This is a genomic window from Niallia sp. NCCP-28 (genome assembly GCF_023168165.1).
GTDB lineage: Bacteria > Bacillota > Bacilli > Bacillales > Cytobacillaceae > Niallia.
Genome location: NZ_BQYJ01000002.1, coordinates 630,650 through 647,802, shown reverse-complemented (window position 1 = coordinate 647,802; position 17,153 = coordinate 630,650). Strand labels below are relative to the sequence as shown.

11 protein-coding genes are annotated in these 17,153 nt (G+C 35.3%); all 11 read right to left on the bottom strand.

The genetic code is table 11. The features are described from left to right. Nucleotide 1: 1 nt before the first annotated feature. Nucleotides 2-1,015 carry an asparaginase gene (locus tag NCCP28_RS07735; RefSeq protein ID WP_248560818.1) on the bottom strand — a complete coding sequence of 338 codons (1,014 nt, stop codon included), beginning with the start codon at nucleotides 1,013-1,015 and terminating at the stop codon, nucleotides 2-4. Between the two features lie 184 nt (nucleotides 1,016-1,199). Continuing rightward, nucleotides 1,200-1,367: a YozQ family protein gene (locus tag NCCP28_RS07730; RefSeq protein ID WP_248560817.1), complete on the bottom strand. Its 168-nt coding sequence runs from the start codon at nucleotides 1,365-1,367 to the stop codon at nucleotides 1,200-1,202. A gap of 195 nt (nucleotides 1,368-1,562) precedes the next feature. Continuing rightward, nucleotides 1,563-3,131, bottom strand: coding sequence for a histidine kinase N-terminal 7TM domain-containing diguanylate cyclase (locus tag NCCP28_RS07725; RefSeq protein ID WP_248560816.1), 1,569 nt, complete (start codon nucleotides 3,129-3,131; stop codon nucleotides 1,563-1,565). Between the two features lie 394 nt (nucleotides 3,132-3,525). Further along, on the bottom strand, nucleotides 3,526-6,540 hold the full coding sequence (gene lacZ / locus NCCP28_RS07720) for a beta-galactosidase, LacZ type (RefSeq protein WP_248560815.1): 3,015 nt from the start codon (nucleotides 6,538-6,540) through the stop codon (nucleotides 3,526-3,528). Between the two features lie 32 nt (nucleotides 6,541-6,572). Further along, complete coding sequence (locus NCCP28_RS07715; RefSeq protein ID WP_248560814.1) at nucleotides 6,573-7,403, bottom strand: carbohydrate ABC transporter permease; 831 nt, start codon at nucleotides 7,401-7,403, stop codon at nucleotides 6,573-6,575. Beyond that, nucleotides 7,400-8,329 carry a carbohydrate ABC transporter permease gene (locus tag NCCP28_RS07710; RefSeq protein ID WP_248560813.1) on the bottom strand — a complete coding sequence of 310 codons (930 nt, stop codon included), beginning with the start codon at nucleotides 8,327-8,329 and terminating at the stop codon, nucleotides 7,400-7,402. The genes NCCP28_RS07715 and NCCP28_RS07710 overlap by 4 nt, the downstream gene beginning before the upstream one ends. A gap of 193 nt (nucleotides 8,330-8,522) precedes the next feature. After that, the gene (locus tag NCCP28_RS07705; protein ID WP_248560812.1) at nucleotides 8,523-9,806 is read right to left on the bottom strand and encodes an ABC transporter substrate-binding protein; all 1,284 of its coding nucleotides are present in this window, start codon (nucleotides 9,804-9,806) and stop codon (nucleotides 8,523-8,525) included. Between the two features lie 162 nt (nucleotides 9,807-9,968). Continuing rightward, entirely contained in the window at nucleotides 9,969-11,765 is a 1,797-nt protein-coding gene (locus tag NCCP28_RS07700; RefSeq protein ID WP_248560811.1) for a sensor histidine kinase, read from the bottom strand. Between the two features lie 11 nt (nucleotides 11,766-11,776). Then, a complete protein-coding gene (locus NCCP28_RS07695) occupies nucleotides 11,777-13,306 on the bottom strand; it encodes a response regulator transcription factor (protein ID WP_248560810.1) in 1,530 nt (509 codons plus the stop codon). Nucleotides 13,307-13,699: 393 nt separating this feature from the next. Continuing rightward, a complete protein-coding gene (locus tag NCCP28_RS07690) occupies nucleotides 13,700-15,193 on the bottom strand; it encodes an aldehyde dehydrogenase family protein (RefSeq protein ID WP_248560809.1) in 1,494 nt (497 codons plus the stop codon). Nucleotides 15,194-15,771: 578 nt separating this feature from the next. Then, nucleotides 15,772-17,106 carry a gluconate:H+ symporter gene (locus NCCP28_RS07685; RefSeq protein ID WP_248560808.1) on the bottom strand — a complete coding sequence of 445 codons (1,335 nt, stop codon included), beginning with the start codon at nucleotides 17,104-17,106 and terminating at the stop codon, nucleotides 15,772-15,774. Nucleotides 17,107-17,153 lie beyond the last annotated feature (47 nt).

The following is a 17,153-nucleotide window of genomic DNA, read 5'->3' as shown; positions in this document are numbered from 1 at the left end:
TCTAATGGAAAACCTTCTGCAAAAGAAAATCCGCTTTTATAGCTCCAATCGCTTCTTTTCTTGCATTGTATACAGGCGCGTGTACATATTTGCTTAAATCATCAAAAATATGATCATCTTTCATCCCTAATTGATTCAGCACTTCCATAGAAGCAACATGGACAGCTCGTGTGCTTCCGTCTTCTACTTTAATTGCAATGCCAATTCCTTTCTCTACCAATCCAAGGCATTGAACGGCTTCCGCCCCTATCTTTGCAACAATTTGCTTATTATAAGCTTTCATGATATCCGTATCAAACCGATTAGTGCCAGCAACCATTTCAGGATGCTGCGTCATGGCATTTCTAATTTCCAGCAGAATTTCCCCACGCTTTCCCTTCACTGTCCCTTCTGGCTTGGCTAATTTCGCATACCCTAAGGCTGCTTTATCTAACGGCAGTTGATGAACAGGCACACCACAGCCATCCACACTTAAACCAATGGATTCTTTTGAAACTTCACATATATCAGCAATGGCAGCAAGAATTCTCTGCTGAACAGGATGATTTACTTCACGGTATGTATGGATATCTTCTTTCATATGTACAGCAGTTGCTAACATGCTAGAATGTTTGCCAGAACAATTATGATAAACAGGGGTAATATCTTTTCCTGCTTGAAGAAGCTTTTTATAGCTTTTTATATTCCATGGAGTATGTGTTCCGCATTGCAAAGCTTCTTCATTTAAGCCAATCTGCTTTAAAATAGCCAGCACATGCTCTCTGTGAAAATCTTCCCCTGCATGAGAGGCACAGCTTAATGCTAAATCTTGAACAGAATAATTGAACGCTTCTTTTGCACCTGTTTCGACTAAAGGCACTGTCTGAAATGGCTTCATTGCAGAACGAGGAAATGTCAAACGATGAGGATCGCCGCAAAAATACAGCAACTCTCCTTTTTTATTTACTACTGCAATATGAACATTATGTGTACTTTCTACAAATTCGCCCCGATACACAAGAATTCTATTTGTCAATGTCATCACACTCCAATTTGATAGTATCCATAAAAAAGTCTCCTTATCTAACCATTATAGCTGACATATATCTTTATTTGGTTAATTTTTCAAACAAAAAAGAGCAGAGAATAGAAAATCCCCCTGCTCTTTTAATATAATTTTTTGGATGAAGCTAATTGCTTCTTGTTTCCCTGAAAAGGAATTATTCTTTGTCCTTTTTTTGGTCAATGGTACCTTCTGTTAACGTATCTGTTGCTTGCTCATGCGTTTCGCTAAGTCCTTTTAATGCTTCGTCTCCATGTTCTTGTTTATGCTTGTCTTTTGCAGAATACGTTTTTCCTGCTGGAGAATCTGTTGTGTTTTTTGTCATTGTCATTACCTCCATTTTATTAAAATGGAATAAGGCCTCGGCCATCTCCATTTGGTTTAGCAGTACTTATTGTTTACCACTTCTTCTAAAAAAATAAACATAATGACAAATTACAAGCAGCCGCTTTCCGATTCGCAGGCTGTTATCTAATTAAATTTTCCAATCCATACATACGCTGACTTTATTTAGCCTTCATTACGTCTTTTGCAGCATATCAGCAAATAAACAAACACAATTTCTTCCAGTTCTTTTGGCTGTATATAATGCTTGGTCCGCTTGATTCATTAATTCTTCAAAAGATGGCCGATTTTTGCCAAATTTAGTGATGGTATTAGAAATTCCGAAACTAGATGTTACAGTTATTTTTTTGCCGTTCACTAATTTATTTGATTCGAAAATCTTCTTGCGGGTCTCCTCCGCAAGCTTGTATGCATCTTGCAAAGAAGAGTTCGGCATAAAAATAATAAATTCCTCTCCGCCAAAACGGCCAATTAGATCTTCTTCATTAAGACTGCTTTGCGCCATATTCACGACATGCTTTAGAATCGTATCACCAGCTTCATGTCCATGTGTATCGTTAATCTGTTTAAAATGGTCAATATCGAACATAATACAGGCAATTTCAGCACCCTCTATAGAAAGTGATTCAATCAATCTTTCTGTTTCCTTCAGAAAAAAAGTTCTATTATATACCTGTGTCAATCCATCAATACTTGCCAACTTCTGCAGCTTTTCCTGCATTTCTACTCTCTCCGTTACATCGCTAAAAGTAATAACTTTTCCAATCAGCTTATCCATTTTGTTGTAAACAGGCGAATAGCTTATATGATAGTGCCCAGTTTTTTGATCGATGCTCCATTTATAATCCTGTTCTTTCTCTTGCTGAATTATTTCTAACAGCAATGAATTTTTTTCCAAAATCTCATCCAGGCGATATCCAATCATCTTACTCTTAAGTGTTGGTACAATTTTTTTTGCTACATGATTATAGTCAACCACTTTCCTTTCCTCATTTAAAACAATCACCCCTTCTTTCATGCTTTCAAACACAATATCTCTGAAAATAGGGGCAACATTAAACATTCGAAAAGAGAATAAAGCCGCACCATGGAATAAAAAGGACAAACTCATCGAAATAGGTCCTGTATCAATGCTGTAAGGACTTGTCCCGCTTAAATAAAAGATGCTTCCAATAATTGGTGCAAAAAGACCTAAAGACATTAATATCAACTGCATTTTAAATTTAAAGTGAACCATTTTAACATGCTTCAATAAAATAACGATGCTGATCACAACACAGGCATATAAAAAAATAGAATGAATATAAAACCATGGTCCGCCAGTTAAATCTGCTACAGGAAACGGGCTGTTTTCCTTTAATTTCATCGAAGTATAATAAATATGATGATAATCATTTGTAAATTGCAGAAAAATAGTCAACATAGGCAAACCAAAAAGAACATAATAGAAGCCAGTTTTAATCTTTGCTCCAACAAATTCAAAACACATCAATAAAATAAAAACAGGAAGAAATGATAATGGCAAATATTCCATTCTAATCCACATTTTAATTTCTTCTAAGGATGAACTTGTCAGCTCAAACACATAAAACAATGTAAATAAAGATGATAGCAAAGTAGCAATAATATAATGCTTCCCGCCAGGAGTATTTCTTATTTTTAATACTGCATATATACCTAAAAATAAACTTAATAAAGCTCCAAAAATATCGACAACTATGTAAAACACTAGTTCTTTCGCCATGTCTTTTCTCCGATATGCTGTTATAGTCACGCTATCACTAATTATATAAGAGTTATTTTGGAGAAAAAAGAGTCCTTTAGATTACAAAAATGAAAATTTAAAGAATCATCTATAAAAAATCTGCTTTTCTCCTTTTTCTCATAGAAAAAAGCCGCAGAATATGCGACTTTTAACTAGCAAATGATATAGTGCTATCAATAGGCAGTAAAACGAAGCATCGAATTGGCGGAAAAATGCTATTCTTTTTTATATCCAAAATCATTGATCATCTCATGTCTTTCCTGCTATATCTCCTACTATGAAAGCAAAACAACGTGCTTCGATATACTTTTCTAAACTATAAGATCTAAGCCCAGCATTTTCTATCTTTATAAAAGCTGCTTTTCTGTTTTCTTCAAACTCTCTTTAACAAAAATTCAAATACAAGATGCTGATTGCTGTCTATCACATGCTCTTTATGAACAGGTGCTCCCCAGCTGTCATCGCCGCCAACTCCCATTTGTTTTCCGGCGATAGTCAATACTGTATTATGGATAGGAGGAAGTTCATAAAGATGATTGGCACTCTCCAGCTCAAAAGCTGTATAGGGGGAGGCATTACATTCTACTGGCTCTTTAATAGATTGTATTTCTATCCCCGCCCCCTCCATGTTTGTGACCTTTAATCTTCTAACACCTGTATGATTTCCTGATTCTTGCGGCATTAAATAGCTTGACATATTCTCTGCCACTGTATTTTTAAAGATTCCTAGTTTCGTTCCTTTAGCCCGATCACTATAATTCTCTTCTGGCCCATTGGCATACCATTCTAACTGCTGGTATTCTGCTGGCATTTTAAAAGAAACAGCAAAAATCGGCAGCTGCGGCAAATTATCTGCCCCGTTATATACCGTTTTTACGGAAATACTTCCATCACTGAAAACGATATATGCTATCTTTGCCTCTAACTCAGGGTGAATGGAAAAATGATAGGTAAACTCTACTTTTACCAATGACTCTTCTTGGTGGAGTTCGATATTGGTGCATTTGCGGGCCAGACTTGCAGCAAACCACATGCCAGAATTAAAATGCTGCTGAAAACCTCTATCATTATCTGTCGTAGCCCTCCAAAATAATGGTGCTGGAGGCTGGGAAATCATTTCATTTCCTCCATATTTAATCGAAATTAAGCTGCCCACCTGCCTAGAAAACATAATTGAAAAATCATTGCCGTGCACGCCAATATTGACATCGCCTTCTACTACTCTCATTTTTCCAATTGTTAATGGCGCTTCTGCTTCTTTTTCCCCAACCATAAACACAGTCTGGCCAAAGGCTATTTCATATCCTTTATCTGCCCATTCCTTCCTCTCCTTTAAATGAAGGGATGCTATAATGGTATATTCTCCATTTTTTTCAAACATGTTTTCTGGCCAATTAAATGCTAATTGCTCTTTTTGCCTTGGAGGCGCGGCAATTATTGCTGTGCTAAAAAACAATTCCTTACCTTCCAGATAGAGGCGATATTCTAATAAGTATTTTTCTGTGTTTGTAAAAAGGCTTTCATTTTTTAAAACCATACTATCTTGATCTACTGTCAATTTAAAATCTTGATAAAGGTATTTTACTTCCTGCATCTTCGGCGACAGCTCTCTATTTGCATAGACAATTCCATTTGTGCAGAAGCCATAATCTGTTGGCCGGTCATCAAAATCTCCGCCATATGCTAAAAACTCCTGTCCATAGATGTCTTTTTTCTCAACAGCTTGATCCATGTAATCCCAAATAAATCCACCTTGATAGAGCTCATGCTTCGTTTCTAAATCGGTATATTTATACATGCCTCCAAGGGAATTGCCCATTGCATGCATGTATTCACAACTAATATAAGGTTTAGCGGGATTTTCTGTTAAATATTTTTCAATATCTGCCGGTTTGGCATACATTCTGCTTTCCATATCACTGATCTCATCATAATCCCGGTTATGGAATATCCCTTCATAATGAACAAGCCTCTTTGAATCCACTCGCTTAAAATATTTGGATACTTCTAATATGACTTCCCCTGCATAAGATTCATTTCCACATGACCAAATCAGGATAGAAGGATGATTTTTATCCCGTTCATACATAGAAACAGCTCTATCCATTACAATTGGAAGCCATTCCTTCTTGTTTCCAGGAATATTCCATGATGGCTCTACCGCCCCCATCTTTTGCCAAGAACCGTGTGTTTCTAAATTCATTTCATCAATTACATATACACCGTATTTATCACACAACTCGTACCAATAGCTTTGATTTGGATAATGGGAGGTTCGGACAGCATTAATATTATTTCTTTTTAATGTTTGAATATCCCAAAGCATCTCTTCCTTGCTGATTGCCCGGCCTTTACGATGGTGAAACTCATGGCGATTTACCCCTTTAAAGACAATTCGTTTGCCATTTAAACACATCACTTTATTAATAAGCTCAAATCTTCTAAAACCAACATTTTGGGGAATGACTTCTACCAATTCATCTTTTTCATTAAATAATTGAAGATATAAAGTATATAAATACGGATCTTCAGCACTCCAAAGCAATGGATGGTCAACTTCTAGTTTCCCAGATTGCGAGAATACTTCTTCTGAAATTTTTTTGCCCTTTTTGTCTTCCAGCATTGCCTTCACATACCCATTTGCATTAGAAAGCTTTAAATCAATTGCTATGGCTCCATATATATATGTGTCATCTAAAGTCGCATCCACCTTTACATCGATGGCATGAAACTCTGGTGTCGCGTACAAATAAACATCACGAAAAATGCCAGAAAAACGCCAAAAGTCTTGATCCTCCAACCAAGCGCCAGTGCTTCTTTGATATACTTCCACTGCTAATTTATTCTCCCCTTCTTTAAGAAACGGAGTAATTTCAAATTCAGAAGGAGTAAAAGAATCTTCACTATAACCAGCGAATTCTCCATTTAACCACACATAAAATGCTGTTTCCACCCCTTGAAAAGATAGATAAACAGATTTGTTGTTCATATTATCTGGCAGAACAAAAGAAGTTACATAACTGCCAATTGGATTATCCTCCTTCGGAATTTCCGGTGGGCGAATATCATGATGGCCATCCCATGGATACATTGTATTTACATACTGCATTTGTCCATACCCTTGCATTTGAATATGTCCTGGAACAGTAATATTCCCCCAACTAGAGCAGTCAAAATCCAGTTCATAAAACTTCTCAGGTCGCATCCTAGGATTTATACTATATTGGAATTTCCAATTGCCATTTAATGAATGCCTTAACATCATGGAGTCTAACCGTTTTGCCTCTTTCATTGTTTCATAATAATAATGATCCGAATGAGCTGGAATTCGATTGACTGCAAATACACTTGGATCTTCTAACCACTGTAACATTGGATTTTTTGTCATGGATAAACACTCCTCTTCTTTTTTCTATACTTTTATTTAACAGAGCCCATCATACCTGCCACAAAGTGTTTTTGCATAATAAAGAATATTAATGCAACTGGAAGTGTAGCAATGACAATTGCTGTCATAATCACTCCGTAATCTGGTGAATAACTAGATCCTAGATTGGATATAAGCAATGGGATGGTTTGATTTTCTGGTGATTGCAGAATAACTAACGGCCATAAATAGCTATTCCAGCTAGACATAAATGTAATAATAGCTGCAGCCGCATAAGTTGTTTTCATTGTAGGTACATAAATTTTAAAGAAAACACCTAATTCGGATAAGCCGTCAATTCTCCCTGCCTCCAAAATATCTTTAGGAAACATCTTTGTGCTTTGTCTAAAGAAAAAGATAAGAAAAGCAGTTGTAACGGTAGGAAGAATAACCGCTGCCATTGTATCAATTCCAATCATTGGGAATGTTTGTGAAATGGAGCCAAACATTTTAAATAATGGCACCATTAATGCCGCAAAAGGAATCATCATGGAAAGCAATAATATATTAAAAACAATATCCTTTGCTTTACTGCGATAAATTTCAAAGCCATAACCAGCCAACGATGCAATAATCAATGACAATATAGTAGTTAATATGGATATCTTGGCTGAATTAAGCAATGCAGGAACAAGCTCTACGGAATGCAGCAAGTTTTTTATATTCTCTATAAGATGCGCTCCAGGCAATAATCTTCCTTGTGTAACATCAACCGATTTATTAGTGGAACTTACAATCATCCATAAAAAAGGGAAAATGGATATAATCGTTGCAACACTTAAGACCGTATAATTAAATATCAGTTTTGCTTTATTCGTTTTCATTGCTTATCACCTGCCACTTTAAATTGAAGAATGGAGAATAGAACAATCAGAATAACAATTACATAAGAGACAGTCGCAGCATAGCCAAAATCTGGCGTGTATTTAAATGACAGATTATAGATATATTGTGAAATCGTCATTGTTGCATTTCCCGGACCGCCTTGTGTAATATTCATTACTTCATCGAATAATTGTAATGTTCCAATTGTGGAAGTAATCGATGTAAAGAGAATAATTGGCTTTAAATTAGGAATGGTAATCTTAAAAAACTGTTGTACTGAAGAAGCCCCATCCATTCTAGCAGCTTCATAGATAGATTCATCAATATTCTGAAGTGCTGATAAATAGAAAATCATATTATAGCCAATCCATCGCCAAGTAATAGCGAGGATGATTGTAATCTTTGCCCAGAAAGGATCTGTCAACCATTCAATTGGCTGTGAGATGATGGCTAACTTCATTAACATTTGATTGATAAATCCATCCTGACTAAATAAATATTTAAAGATAACTGAATATGCGACTAAAGAAGTGACACATGGCAAAAAGATTGCTGTGCGAAAAAAAGCTTTATATTTTAATGTTTTATTATTTAATAATACAGATAGAAACAGTGCTAACAGTATCATAATAGGTACTTGAATGATTAAGTAAATGACAGTATTTTTTACTGTCGTTAAAAAAGTTGGATCTTTAAATAACCGCACATAGTTGTCAAATCCAACAAATTCAAGGTTCATTCCTGTTCCTGACTGAAAAGATAATATTAAGGCCTTTAACATTGGGTAAAAGTAAAATAAGCAAATAAAAATGGTCGCAATGGCTATAAAAGACCATCCTATTAAAGTACTTTTTAATTTATGATTTATGCTATTTTTTTTTGGAACACTTGTTATGCCATGTATTGCTTTTTCTGGTGTAGCCATATCTATCAACTCCTATCGGCCCATTAATTCGGGATAAAGTAAAACTTCTATCCCTAAGGTTCATTGCTCCTCAACTGAGTAAATAAAAAACCTCGGAGTCCTCTCCCAATTCCATAGGAGAATTCTTCACTCACCTGGAACTAAGAGATCCCCGAAGTCCTCTAGTTAGCTATTATTCTTATAAAATCTTACATCATTTGATTTGTTCTTCTGCTTGTTTTTGAACATCTTTTAATACTTTATCCAAGTCTTTTCCTTTTAAATAATCTTGCATTCCCGTTGCAAGTAAATCTTCAATCGCATATGTGTGCAATCCATAATTGACTTGTGGAATATCGTTAGTCCATTTAGAAAAATCTTCTACCATTTTTTGTCCGCCAAAATATTCATCACTTGCTTTATATGCTTCACTTTCAGCAGCAGGTTGATACGTACCGATTGCACCGATCTCTTTCACTAAATCTTGATATAAGTCAACATTCGATCCAAATGTTTTTGCTAAGAAATCTGCTGCCTCTTCTTTTCCATCCGTATTTAGCACATACCAAGAGCTTCCACCAAGATTGGTTGCATTCACAGAATTAGATACATTTGCAAGTTTTGGAAAAGGCAGTACTGCCCATTTACCAGATTGAGAAGCTTCTGCTTTAATAGAAGGAGTAATCCAGTTTCCTGTTGGAACAGATGCAATCTCTCCACTGTTAAACCCTGCGACAAATTGGCTCCAATCGGATACTGGTTTGACGATATCAGCATCCAGAAGTTCTTTATATGTTTTAAAAGCTTCTTTTAATGCAGCATTATTTCCAATTGCTGGTGTAGCACCATCTGATTCCAAGTACCAAGCACCGCTAGATTGAATCATCATTCGAATTAAACCTAAATCTTTTGGATCTTGTGTTAACATTTGTTTTCCAGTCACTTCTTTTACCTTTTTGCCAATTTCTACATATTTTTCCCAATCCATATTTTTTAAATTCTCGACAGCATATCCTGCTTTTTCTAGATAATCTGTTCTCACATACAGACCTGCTACCCCAGTATCAAATGGTATGCCATAATTTTTTCCATCTAAGCTTGTTGGTGCAATTTTATATTTTGCAAAATCATCTGCTTTAAAAGAATCCGTCAGTTCATAAAACATATCTGGGTATGCTTTTAAAAAACTTTGGGCTCGATAATCTTCAATTAGCACAATATTTGGCAACCCCTTAGTAGTTCCAGAACTTAAACTAGTATTCAGCTTCTGGATAATATCTGCCTGTGCATACTCCACTACCTTTACATTTAATTCTTTATTTTCTTCTTTATAGGATTCTTTCGCAATTTCTAATGCCTTAATATTAAAGTTAGGATCCCAAGCCCAAGCCGTAATATCATTGTTTTTTTTCTCAGATGAGCTTGAATTGCTGCTTCCTGATGAGCAAGCACTTAGAAGCAATATACTGACTAACGTTAGTGCAATAAGCTTTTTCATATTAAATCCCCCTTTTTTGTAAACGTTATCATGTTTACAATATCTATCCTACCATTTTCATTTTTTTATTGTTAGGAGGATTTTTTTAAACATTTGTAATTATTTTTGTTTTTTTAGTTAACCTATTTTAAAATTGTATTATTTTTAGAATTTAACCCTTTTTTATTCTATTTCTGACTTCTCGCCTACTTCAGTTTTCAGAATTGGAAGCATTATTTTCACTTTTGTTCCCTCCCCTAAAGTGCTGGATATATCTACTCCAAATGGTTCCCCATACAATAAACCAATTCTGTCATTTACATTGCGGATGCCTATTCCTTTAAACAACTGCTGATTCCGTTTTGTATCAGGCAAATGTTTATCAGAAATGAACTCCATTCCATCCCCATTGTCTACCACTTCACAAATTAAATAGTTTTTGTCTGACCAAACAAGGATATGGATGTATCCATAATTTTTTAAAGTAAATGCATGGAAAAAGGCATTCTCTACAAATGGCTGTAAAAGCAGCTTTGGAATTTGGTATTGTCTACATTTTGGATCAATAAAATACTGGACATTAATACGGCTGCCATATCTTTTTTGATTAATAAAAACATAACTTTGTAAATTCTCTATTTCTTGATCTATTGTTACCGTTTCACTTACATTGCCAATTGTATTTTGCAATAAAGAAATAAGGGAATTGATAATGGCATCCGCTTCCTTCTTTTCTCCTTGCTGTACTGTAAACTTAATGGAAGTAAGTGTATTGTATAAAAAATGGGGATTAATCTGCTGCTGAAGCGCCTCAAGCTCTGCATTTCTTTGGTGCTTTTGAGCAAGGAGCAATTGATCTACATATTCATGAAGCTCATCCAGCATTGCATTAAATGCTCTTCCTATTTGCCTGGTTTCATAAATCCCACCAACTGTTACATATTGATGAAACTTATTCTGGGAAGCATTAGATATTTGTTTTACTAGACGGGACAAAGAATTTGTTAACATTCTAGATAAAAGGAAAATGGCAATTAAGGCGATTAAAACGATGGTCATACAAATCATAAAAATGGACTTTTTATCAAATAACCCTCCTACCGCCTGTTTTTCATCAATAATGTTAAATAAATACATATCAAATGAAGGCAAATATTTCATTAGAACGATTTGTTCTTTTCCCATAAATTCTTCAATAATATACTGATCCTTGCTAGAGCTGATCTTTTCTACATGTTGGAGCAACTCTGGCTCCATCTGCCCAATTAATTCTGATTGATTGCTTGAAAAAATAACACCAGATTTATCTATAAGATAGACATCGTTCCCTGCCCCAGTATAATTAGCATAAAAGTTTCTAAACTCTCTTTCTGAAATAACAAAAAACATTGACCCATAGATAGACATTGAAAATGGATCTTTTAACGCCCTTGATGCAACAATGAACCGCTCCTTATTATTTGATGCATCACTTTTCAATTGATAATACTGATAGACTATTTTTTTTGGTGTCACTCGTGTTTGCTTTATTAAGTCACTTTCTGTTAATTCTTCATCTGTAATTGGCCAGTAGGAACGATTGGTTGTATAATTCACTCCATTTATCCCACTAATCAATATTTCTGCCTCAAAAGAGTCAAGATTGGATCTAATGTATTTCATTTGCTGATCCAAGTTATAAAATGAACGCATTTTTTCGATATTTGTTGCCTTTTCAGTCAATACCCTCTTCACCGTACTGCTTTGAAGGATATTAGTTGAAGCGATTACAATAGAATCATGATAAGACTCAAACTTATCACTTATTTGATTCATCACTTTCGAATTAGTTATACTAAATTTTTCAACAAAAAATTTCTCGGACATCCTTAAAGTTGCCCAAGAAATACTGATGCTGACAATTATAACAATGGTAACGGTCAATAAAAACATAATGATAAACAACCCATTATGTTTAAAACGGTTTGGTATAAACTTCATTGATATTCCTCTTATCTTATTTGATATTTTCTTTTATATTGGCTCGGTGACAATCCCTTTAGCTTCTTAAAAACTTTGCAGAAATAGCTGTGGTCTGAATATCCGACCTTGCTGCTGATCTCTGATATAGAATTTCCCCCATCTTTTAATAGCTTTACCGCTTTTTCTATTCTGACCCTATTTAGAAATTCAATAAAACTTTCATTATTATGTGTAGAAAAGTAGCTGGACAGATAGGAAGGATTAAAATGAAAATGATTAGCTAAATCGGTTAACGTTAAAGACTCAGCATAATGTTCTGTAACATAATCGATGATTCTTTTCATATTAATCGGAACCATTCGCTGATCTTCCTTATGGACTACATATTTCCTTACCTCTTCAAGAAATAAATCTAGTTGATTAATGGTATCTTTTGCTGTTGGAGAATGATCTATCGTATTAAAATAATGGTATTTTGCATTATCCAGCTCTTTCACTTCATATCCCATATTATGAAGAAGAATCGTTAAATTAAAAATAATATTACTAAAAAAGGCTTTATACTCAGAAACTTCCATTTTGTAGCAGCAAGCCATCTTTTCTACATGTTTTTTTAAATATTCCAATGCAGCATCAAAATTTTTCTGTTTCCATTCATCAATAAACCAATCTAAATTAAAATTCTCTTTTTTTGGACAATGATTCGTCCATTCTTCCTCTGTTATGTGATATTGGTCAGGAAAATAAAAAGAATAATTTACAAGTTTCAAAAAGTTATTTTTGTATATTACTCCAGTTTGCAAAAAATCATTGTATCTATTTGAAAGGAAAAAGAAATGGCTTGATGTTAGCTTCATTGCTGCTTCTTCTAGCTGCTTTTCCAATAAAGAGCTTTTGTCTGTATTAATAAGAAATACATCATAAGAATCTTCTAGATAGCATAAATAATAACGATAATCTTGTACATTTAAATCCAGCAGTTCCTCTAAATTGCTGTTCCAGCTAGCGGTTCCCTTTAATTTAATTCCCAATAAATAAAAAGTAGAATGAGGAAGTGCCTGTTTTATCTCTTTGTCGTTTAGTGGTACTTCATATCCTGCTATTAATCTTTCCAGCAGTTTTGGGACAGATTTCTGTGCGTTATCTTTTTTTCCTTGCTTTTCAAACACAGGAATTCTCTGCCTTGCGACATTCAATACATCCAATAAACTTTGAGCATCCAACTTTGGCTTCAATATGTAATCTACAACACCATTTTGAAAGGTAGACCTAACATAATCGTACTCACTAAAACTGCTGAGTATGATTATTTCAATCGAAGGAAATTGTTCTTTTACTATACGGGTTAATTCTTCCCCATCCATCAACGGCATGACCATATCTGTTAAAATAATATGTGGTTTCATGGTTTCCATTAATCCAAGCGCTTCCTTGCCATTCGATGCCTCCCCAACAATTTCAAATCCCTCGTTCTCCCACTCTATATAATGTTTGATTCCTTGTCTTATTAAATCTTCATCATCCACAATAAGGACCTTGCAATAGTTCTCCTCTTTCATATATATTCTCCTTACCTTATCTCTATTTTTCTCTATATTCGATAAAGAACCTTTTTGTAAAGCCACACATTCATCCACATTATTGGATGCGCTTTCATTATGTTGATCAAAATTTGTTCTATTAAATTATAATCTATAAGTGACAAATGATGAATAAAATATTTGCTTCATAGATTATAGGAATCTCGTACCGTTTTTTGTCCATTCGTCCCTTTCCATAACTTTGTAAAGATATCTATTTTTTCTTAGGCTGCAATCCAGCAAAAAAATACACCCCGATTGTTAGTTATGTCTAACAATCGGGGTGTATTTTAAAACTTTTCTTGTCCAATGTTTCAAACAAATTTTTTCTTATTGTCTAAAAAGCATCATAACTTCCAATAGAACTAGAAATTAATACAATCCATCTGTCTCTTCTTTTGTAACCACATAAATATTTTTTGTTTGTGTATATCCATCTAAAATGCTTTTATGTGTTTCTCGGCCAATGCCAGATTTTTTGTAGCCACCAAACGGTGCGCCGGCAGGAAGCTGATTGTACGTATTTACCCAAACTCGCCCTGTTTCAATTCCTCTTGCCACACGCAAAGCGGTATTAATATCTCTGGAGAATACTGCCCCTCCTAAACCAAATTCTGATTGGTTTGCAAGTTCAATCACTTCTTCTTCTGTTTTAAATTTAATTACTGTTGCAACAGGTCCAAAAATTTCTTCTTGAGCAATGCGCATATCATTTGTTGCATCAGCTAGAATTGTTGGCGCCATAAATGCTCCTTTTTCTAAGCCATCATCTGTTAAGCGGCAGCCTCCCGTTACAAGTCGTGCTCCTTCATTTTCCCCTATTTTGACATAAGATAAAATTTGCTGAAGCTGGCGTTCATTTACTTGTGCACCCATTTTTACATCCTCTTCCCAAGGGAAACCAACTTTTACTTGTTCAAAAGCTTGTTTCATTTTTGCAAGAAACTCATCATAAATACCCTCTTGAATAAAAATGCGAGAACCTGCACAGCATACTTGACCTTGATTGAAGAGAATCCCCAGCTGCACGCCTTCAAGGGCACGCTCTATTGGCGCATCATCAAAAATAATATTAGCTGATTTCCCTCCTAATTCCAATGTAGATGGAATTAATTTTTTTGCTGCCGCTTCTGCTACTGTGTATCCTATATCGGTTGATCCGGTAAATGCCAATTTAGCAAATCCATCATGTTTCAGCATATAATCTCCAGAGTAGGAGCCTCGGCCTGTAATAACATTTACTACACCAGGCGGTAAAACTTGATCCAATATTTTCGCCAATTCCAATAGGCTTAAAGAAGTAGAGGAAGATGGGTGAATTACTACGGTATTTCCGGCCGCAATGGCTGGCGCTATTTTCCATGCTGCCATTAAAAGCGGAAAGTTCCAAGGAATAATTTGACCAACCACTCCGATTGGCTCTTTAATGACAATAGAGAGAGTATCTTCATCAAATCCTTGTGCCGAACCTTCTTCTGCACGGATTACTCCCGCAAAATAACGAAAATGGTCAGAACTTAAAGGAATGTCAATTGCTTTTGTTTCTCTGAGCGGTTTCCCATTATCCAGGGTTTCTACAATGGCTAAACGTTCAGCATTTTCATCTATTAAATCTGCAATTTTTAAAAGCAGGTTGCTTCTTTCTATTAAACTTACTTTTTTCCATGTTTTAAATGCTTCTGTAGCAGCATCTACTGCCGCATCCACATCTGCATAGGATGCATCAACAAAATCTACGAGCTTTTCCCCATTGCTGGGGTTATGGCTCGCCATCAATTTGCCTTCTGTTCCCTTTGTCCATTTCCCATTAATGTACAATTTATATTCTTTTTCGAGGATATTTACAGTATCTAAAGTAGTAGCCATGAATAAAACTCTCCCTTTGCACTTTATTTATTAAAGTAGGATGGTTGAATAGTCTACCTTACTTTTCTTGATGCTACCCTACCAGGAAAAAATCTTCTATGCAGGCTTTTTTGCTTCCCTTCAAACACCAAATTCCTTTTTCTTCGCAACTCCCTATCACTGATTACCTGGTCATCTGATTACTATATCCAAACCTATAAAGCGAGTTTATTAGAAAGCGCATTCATTTATTTGAACTTTAGATAGTCTTCATCTCCATTCCTTGATTTAATCATTTCAAAACAATAAAATCATATGTTCATACAATAAATTAGGAGAATTGAAGAAAGGACTCAAGTATTCTTTTGAAAGCATAAAAACAAACATGGAATATCTTTATTCTACTTTCCATTATAAGGAATGTCAAAAAACAAGCTTTCTATTTTCCCCAATAATTTTTTATGCTGAAAATGCTAAAAAGCTATCTAGATAGATTGACGATAATCTATTTAGATAGCTTTTATTTTTTATACGCTCTTACTAAGCAAAAATTCCTGCATTATGTGCTATTTACACCTATTATATAAAACGCTTACATTTTAAATGAACACTCCCAATAATAATACACATAAAAGGCCTGTTATCGAAATTACTGTTGTCAGCACGCTCCATGTTTGGAAGGTTTCTTTCATGCTTAAACCAAAATACTCTTTCACCATCCAAAACCCAGCATCATTCACATGGCAGAATATAACGCTTCCTGCCCCTGTCGCTAAAACAACCAGTGCTGGATTGACCGTGCTTAATGCTAATAAAGGAGTGACCAGTCCAGCCGTTGTAAGTGCAGCCACCGTCGCAGATCCTAAGCAAAGACGCAATATTGCAGCAATCATCCAGGCAACTAAAATGGGAGACATATTGCTTTCACTGAATAATGTGGCCACATAATCGCCAACCCCTCCGTCTACCAGCACTTGTTTAAATGCACCTCCACCGCCGATAATCAATAGCATCATTGCTATCTGTGCGATAGATTGAGATAATGTCTGCCCAATTTCTTTCATAGGAATTCTTCTTGCATATCCCATTGTATAGATTGCGATTAAAAGGGAGAGAAGCATGGCAGTTCCTGGAGCGCCAACAAATTCAACAACTTCTTTTACTTTAGATTCTCCTGATATCAGCAAAGAAAAGATTGTCGCAAGCCCCATAAATATCACAGGAAATAATGACGTTAATACACTGATGCCAAACCCAGGTGTATCTTTTAATTGAAACTCTTTTTGCGGCCCTAAAGCAGCTAAATTGCCGCTCTTTTTATAGGCGCTTGGAAAAACCTTCATAGCAAATTTATTAAATAGCGGGCCTGAAACAATAGTAGTAGGAATAGCAATAAGTGTACCTAATAACAATACTTGCCCAATATCCGCGCCATATGCAGCCGTAATCGCTGTCGGTGCTGGATGTGGAGGCAAAAAGCCATGTGTAACATTTAATGCAGCTGCCATCGGTATTCCTAAATACAGAAAAGGCATTTTTACTTCTTTCGCTATCGCATAAATGATTGGAATTAATAAAACAAGTCCTACTTCAAAAAATAAAGCGACCCCAACGATAAATGAAGCAACAACAACAGCTAGCTGTATACGTTTTTTGCCGAATTTATTAATAAGGGTAATGGCGATTCTATGTCCGCCTCCTGCATCAGATACTAATCTTCCGAGCATTGCTCCTAATCCAAAAACTAAGGCCAAATGACCCAACTGACTGCCTATTCCGGCTTCTATTGTCTTTACTATTTCAGTTAACTCCATTCCGAGGCCAACAGCTACTAAAAAAGAGACAATCACTAGAGAAACAAACGTGTTTAATTTCACCTTCATAATAAGAAATAATAGAATAAGAACACCAATAGCAACAATTAAAATAGGCATTGCATTACCTCCAATAGATGGTATAGTCAATCTTTCTAATAAAGTGA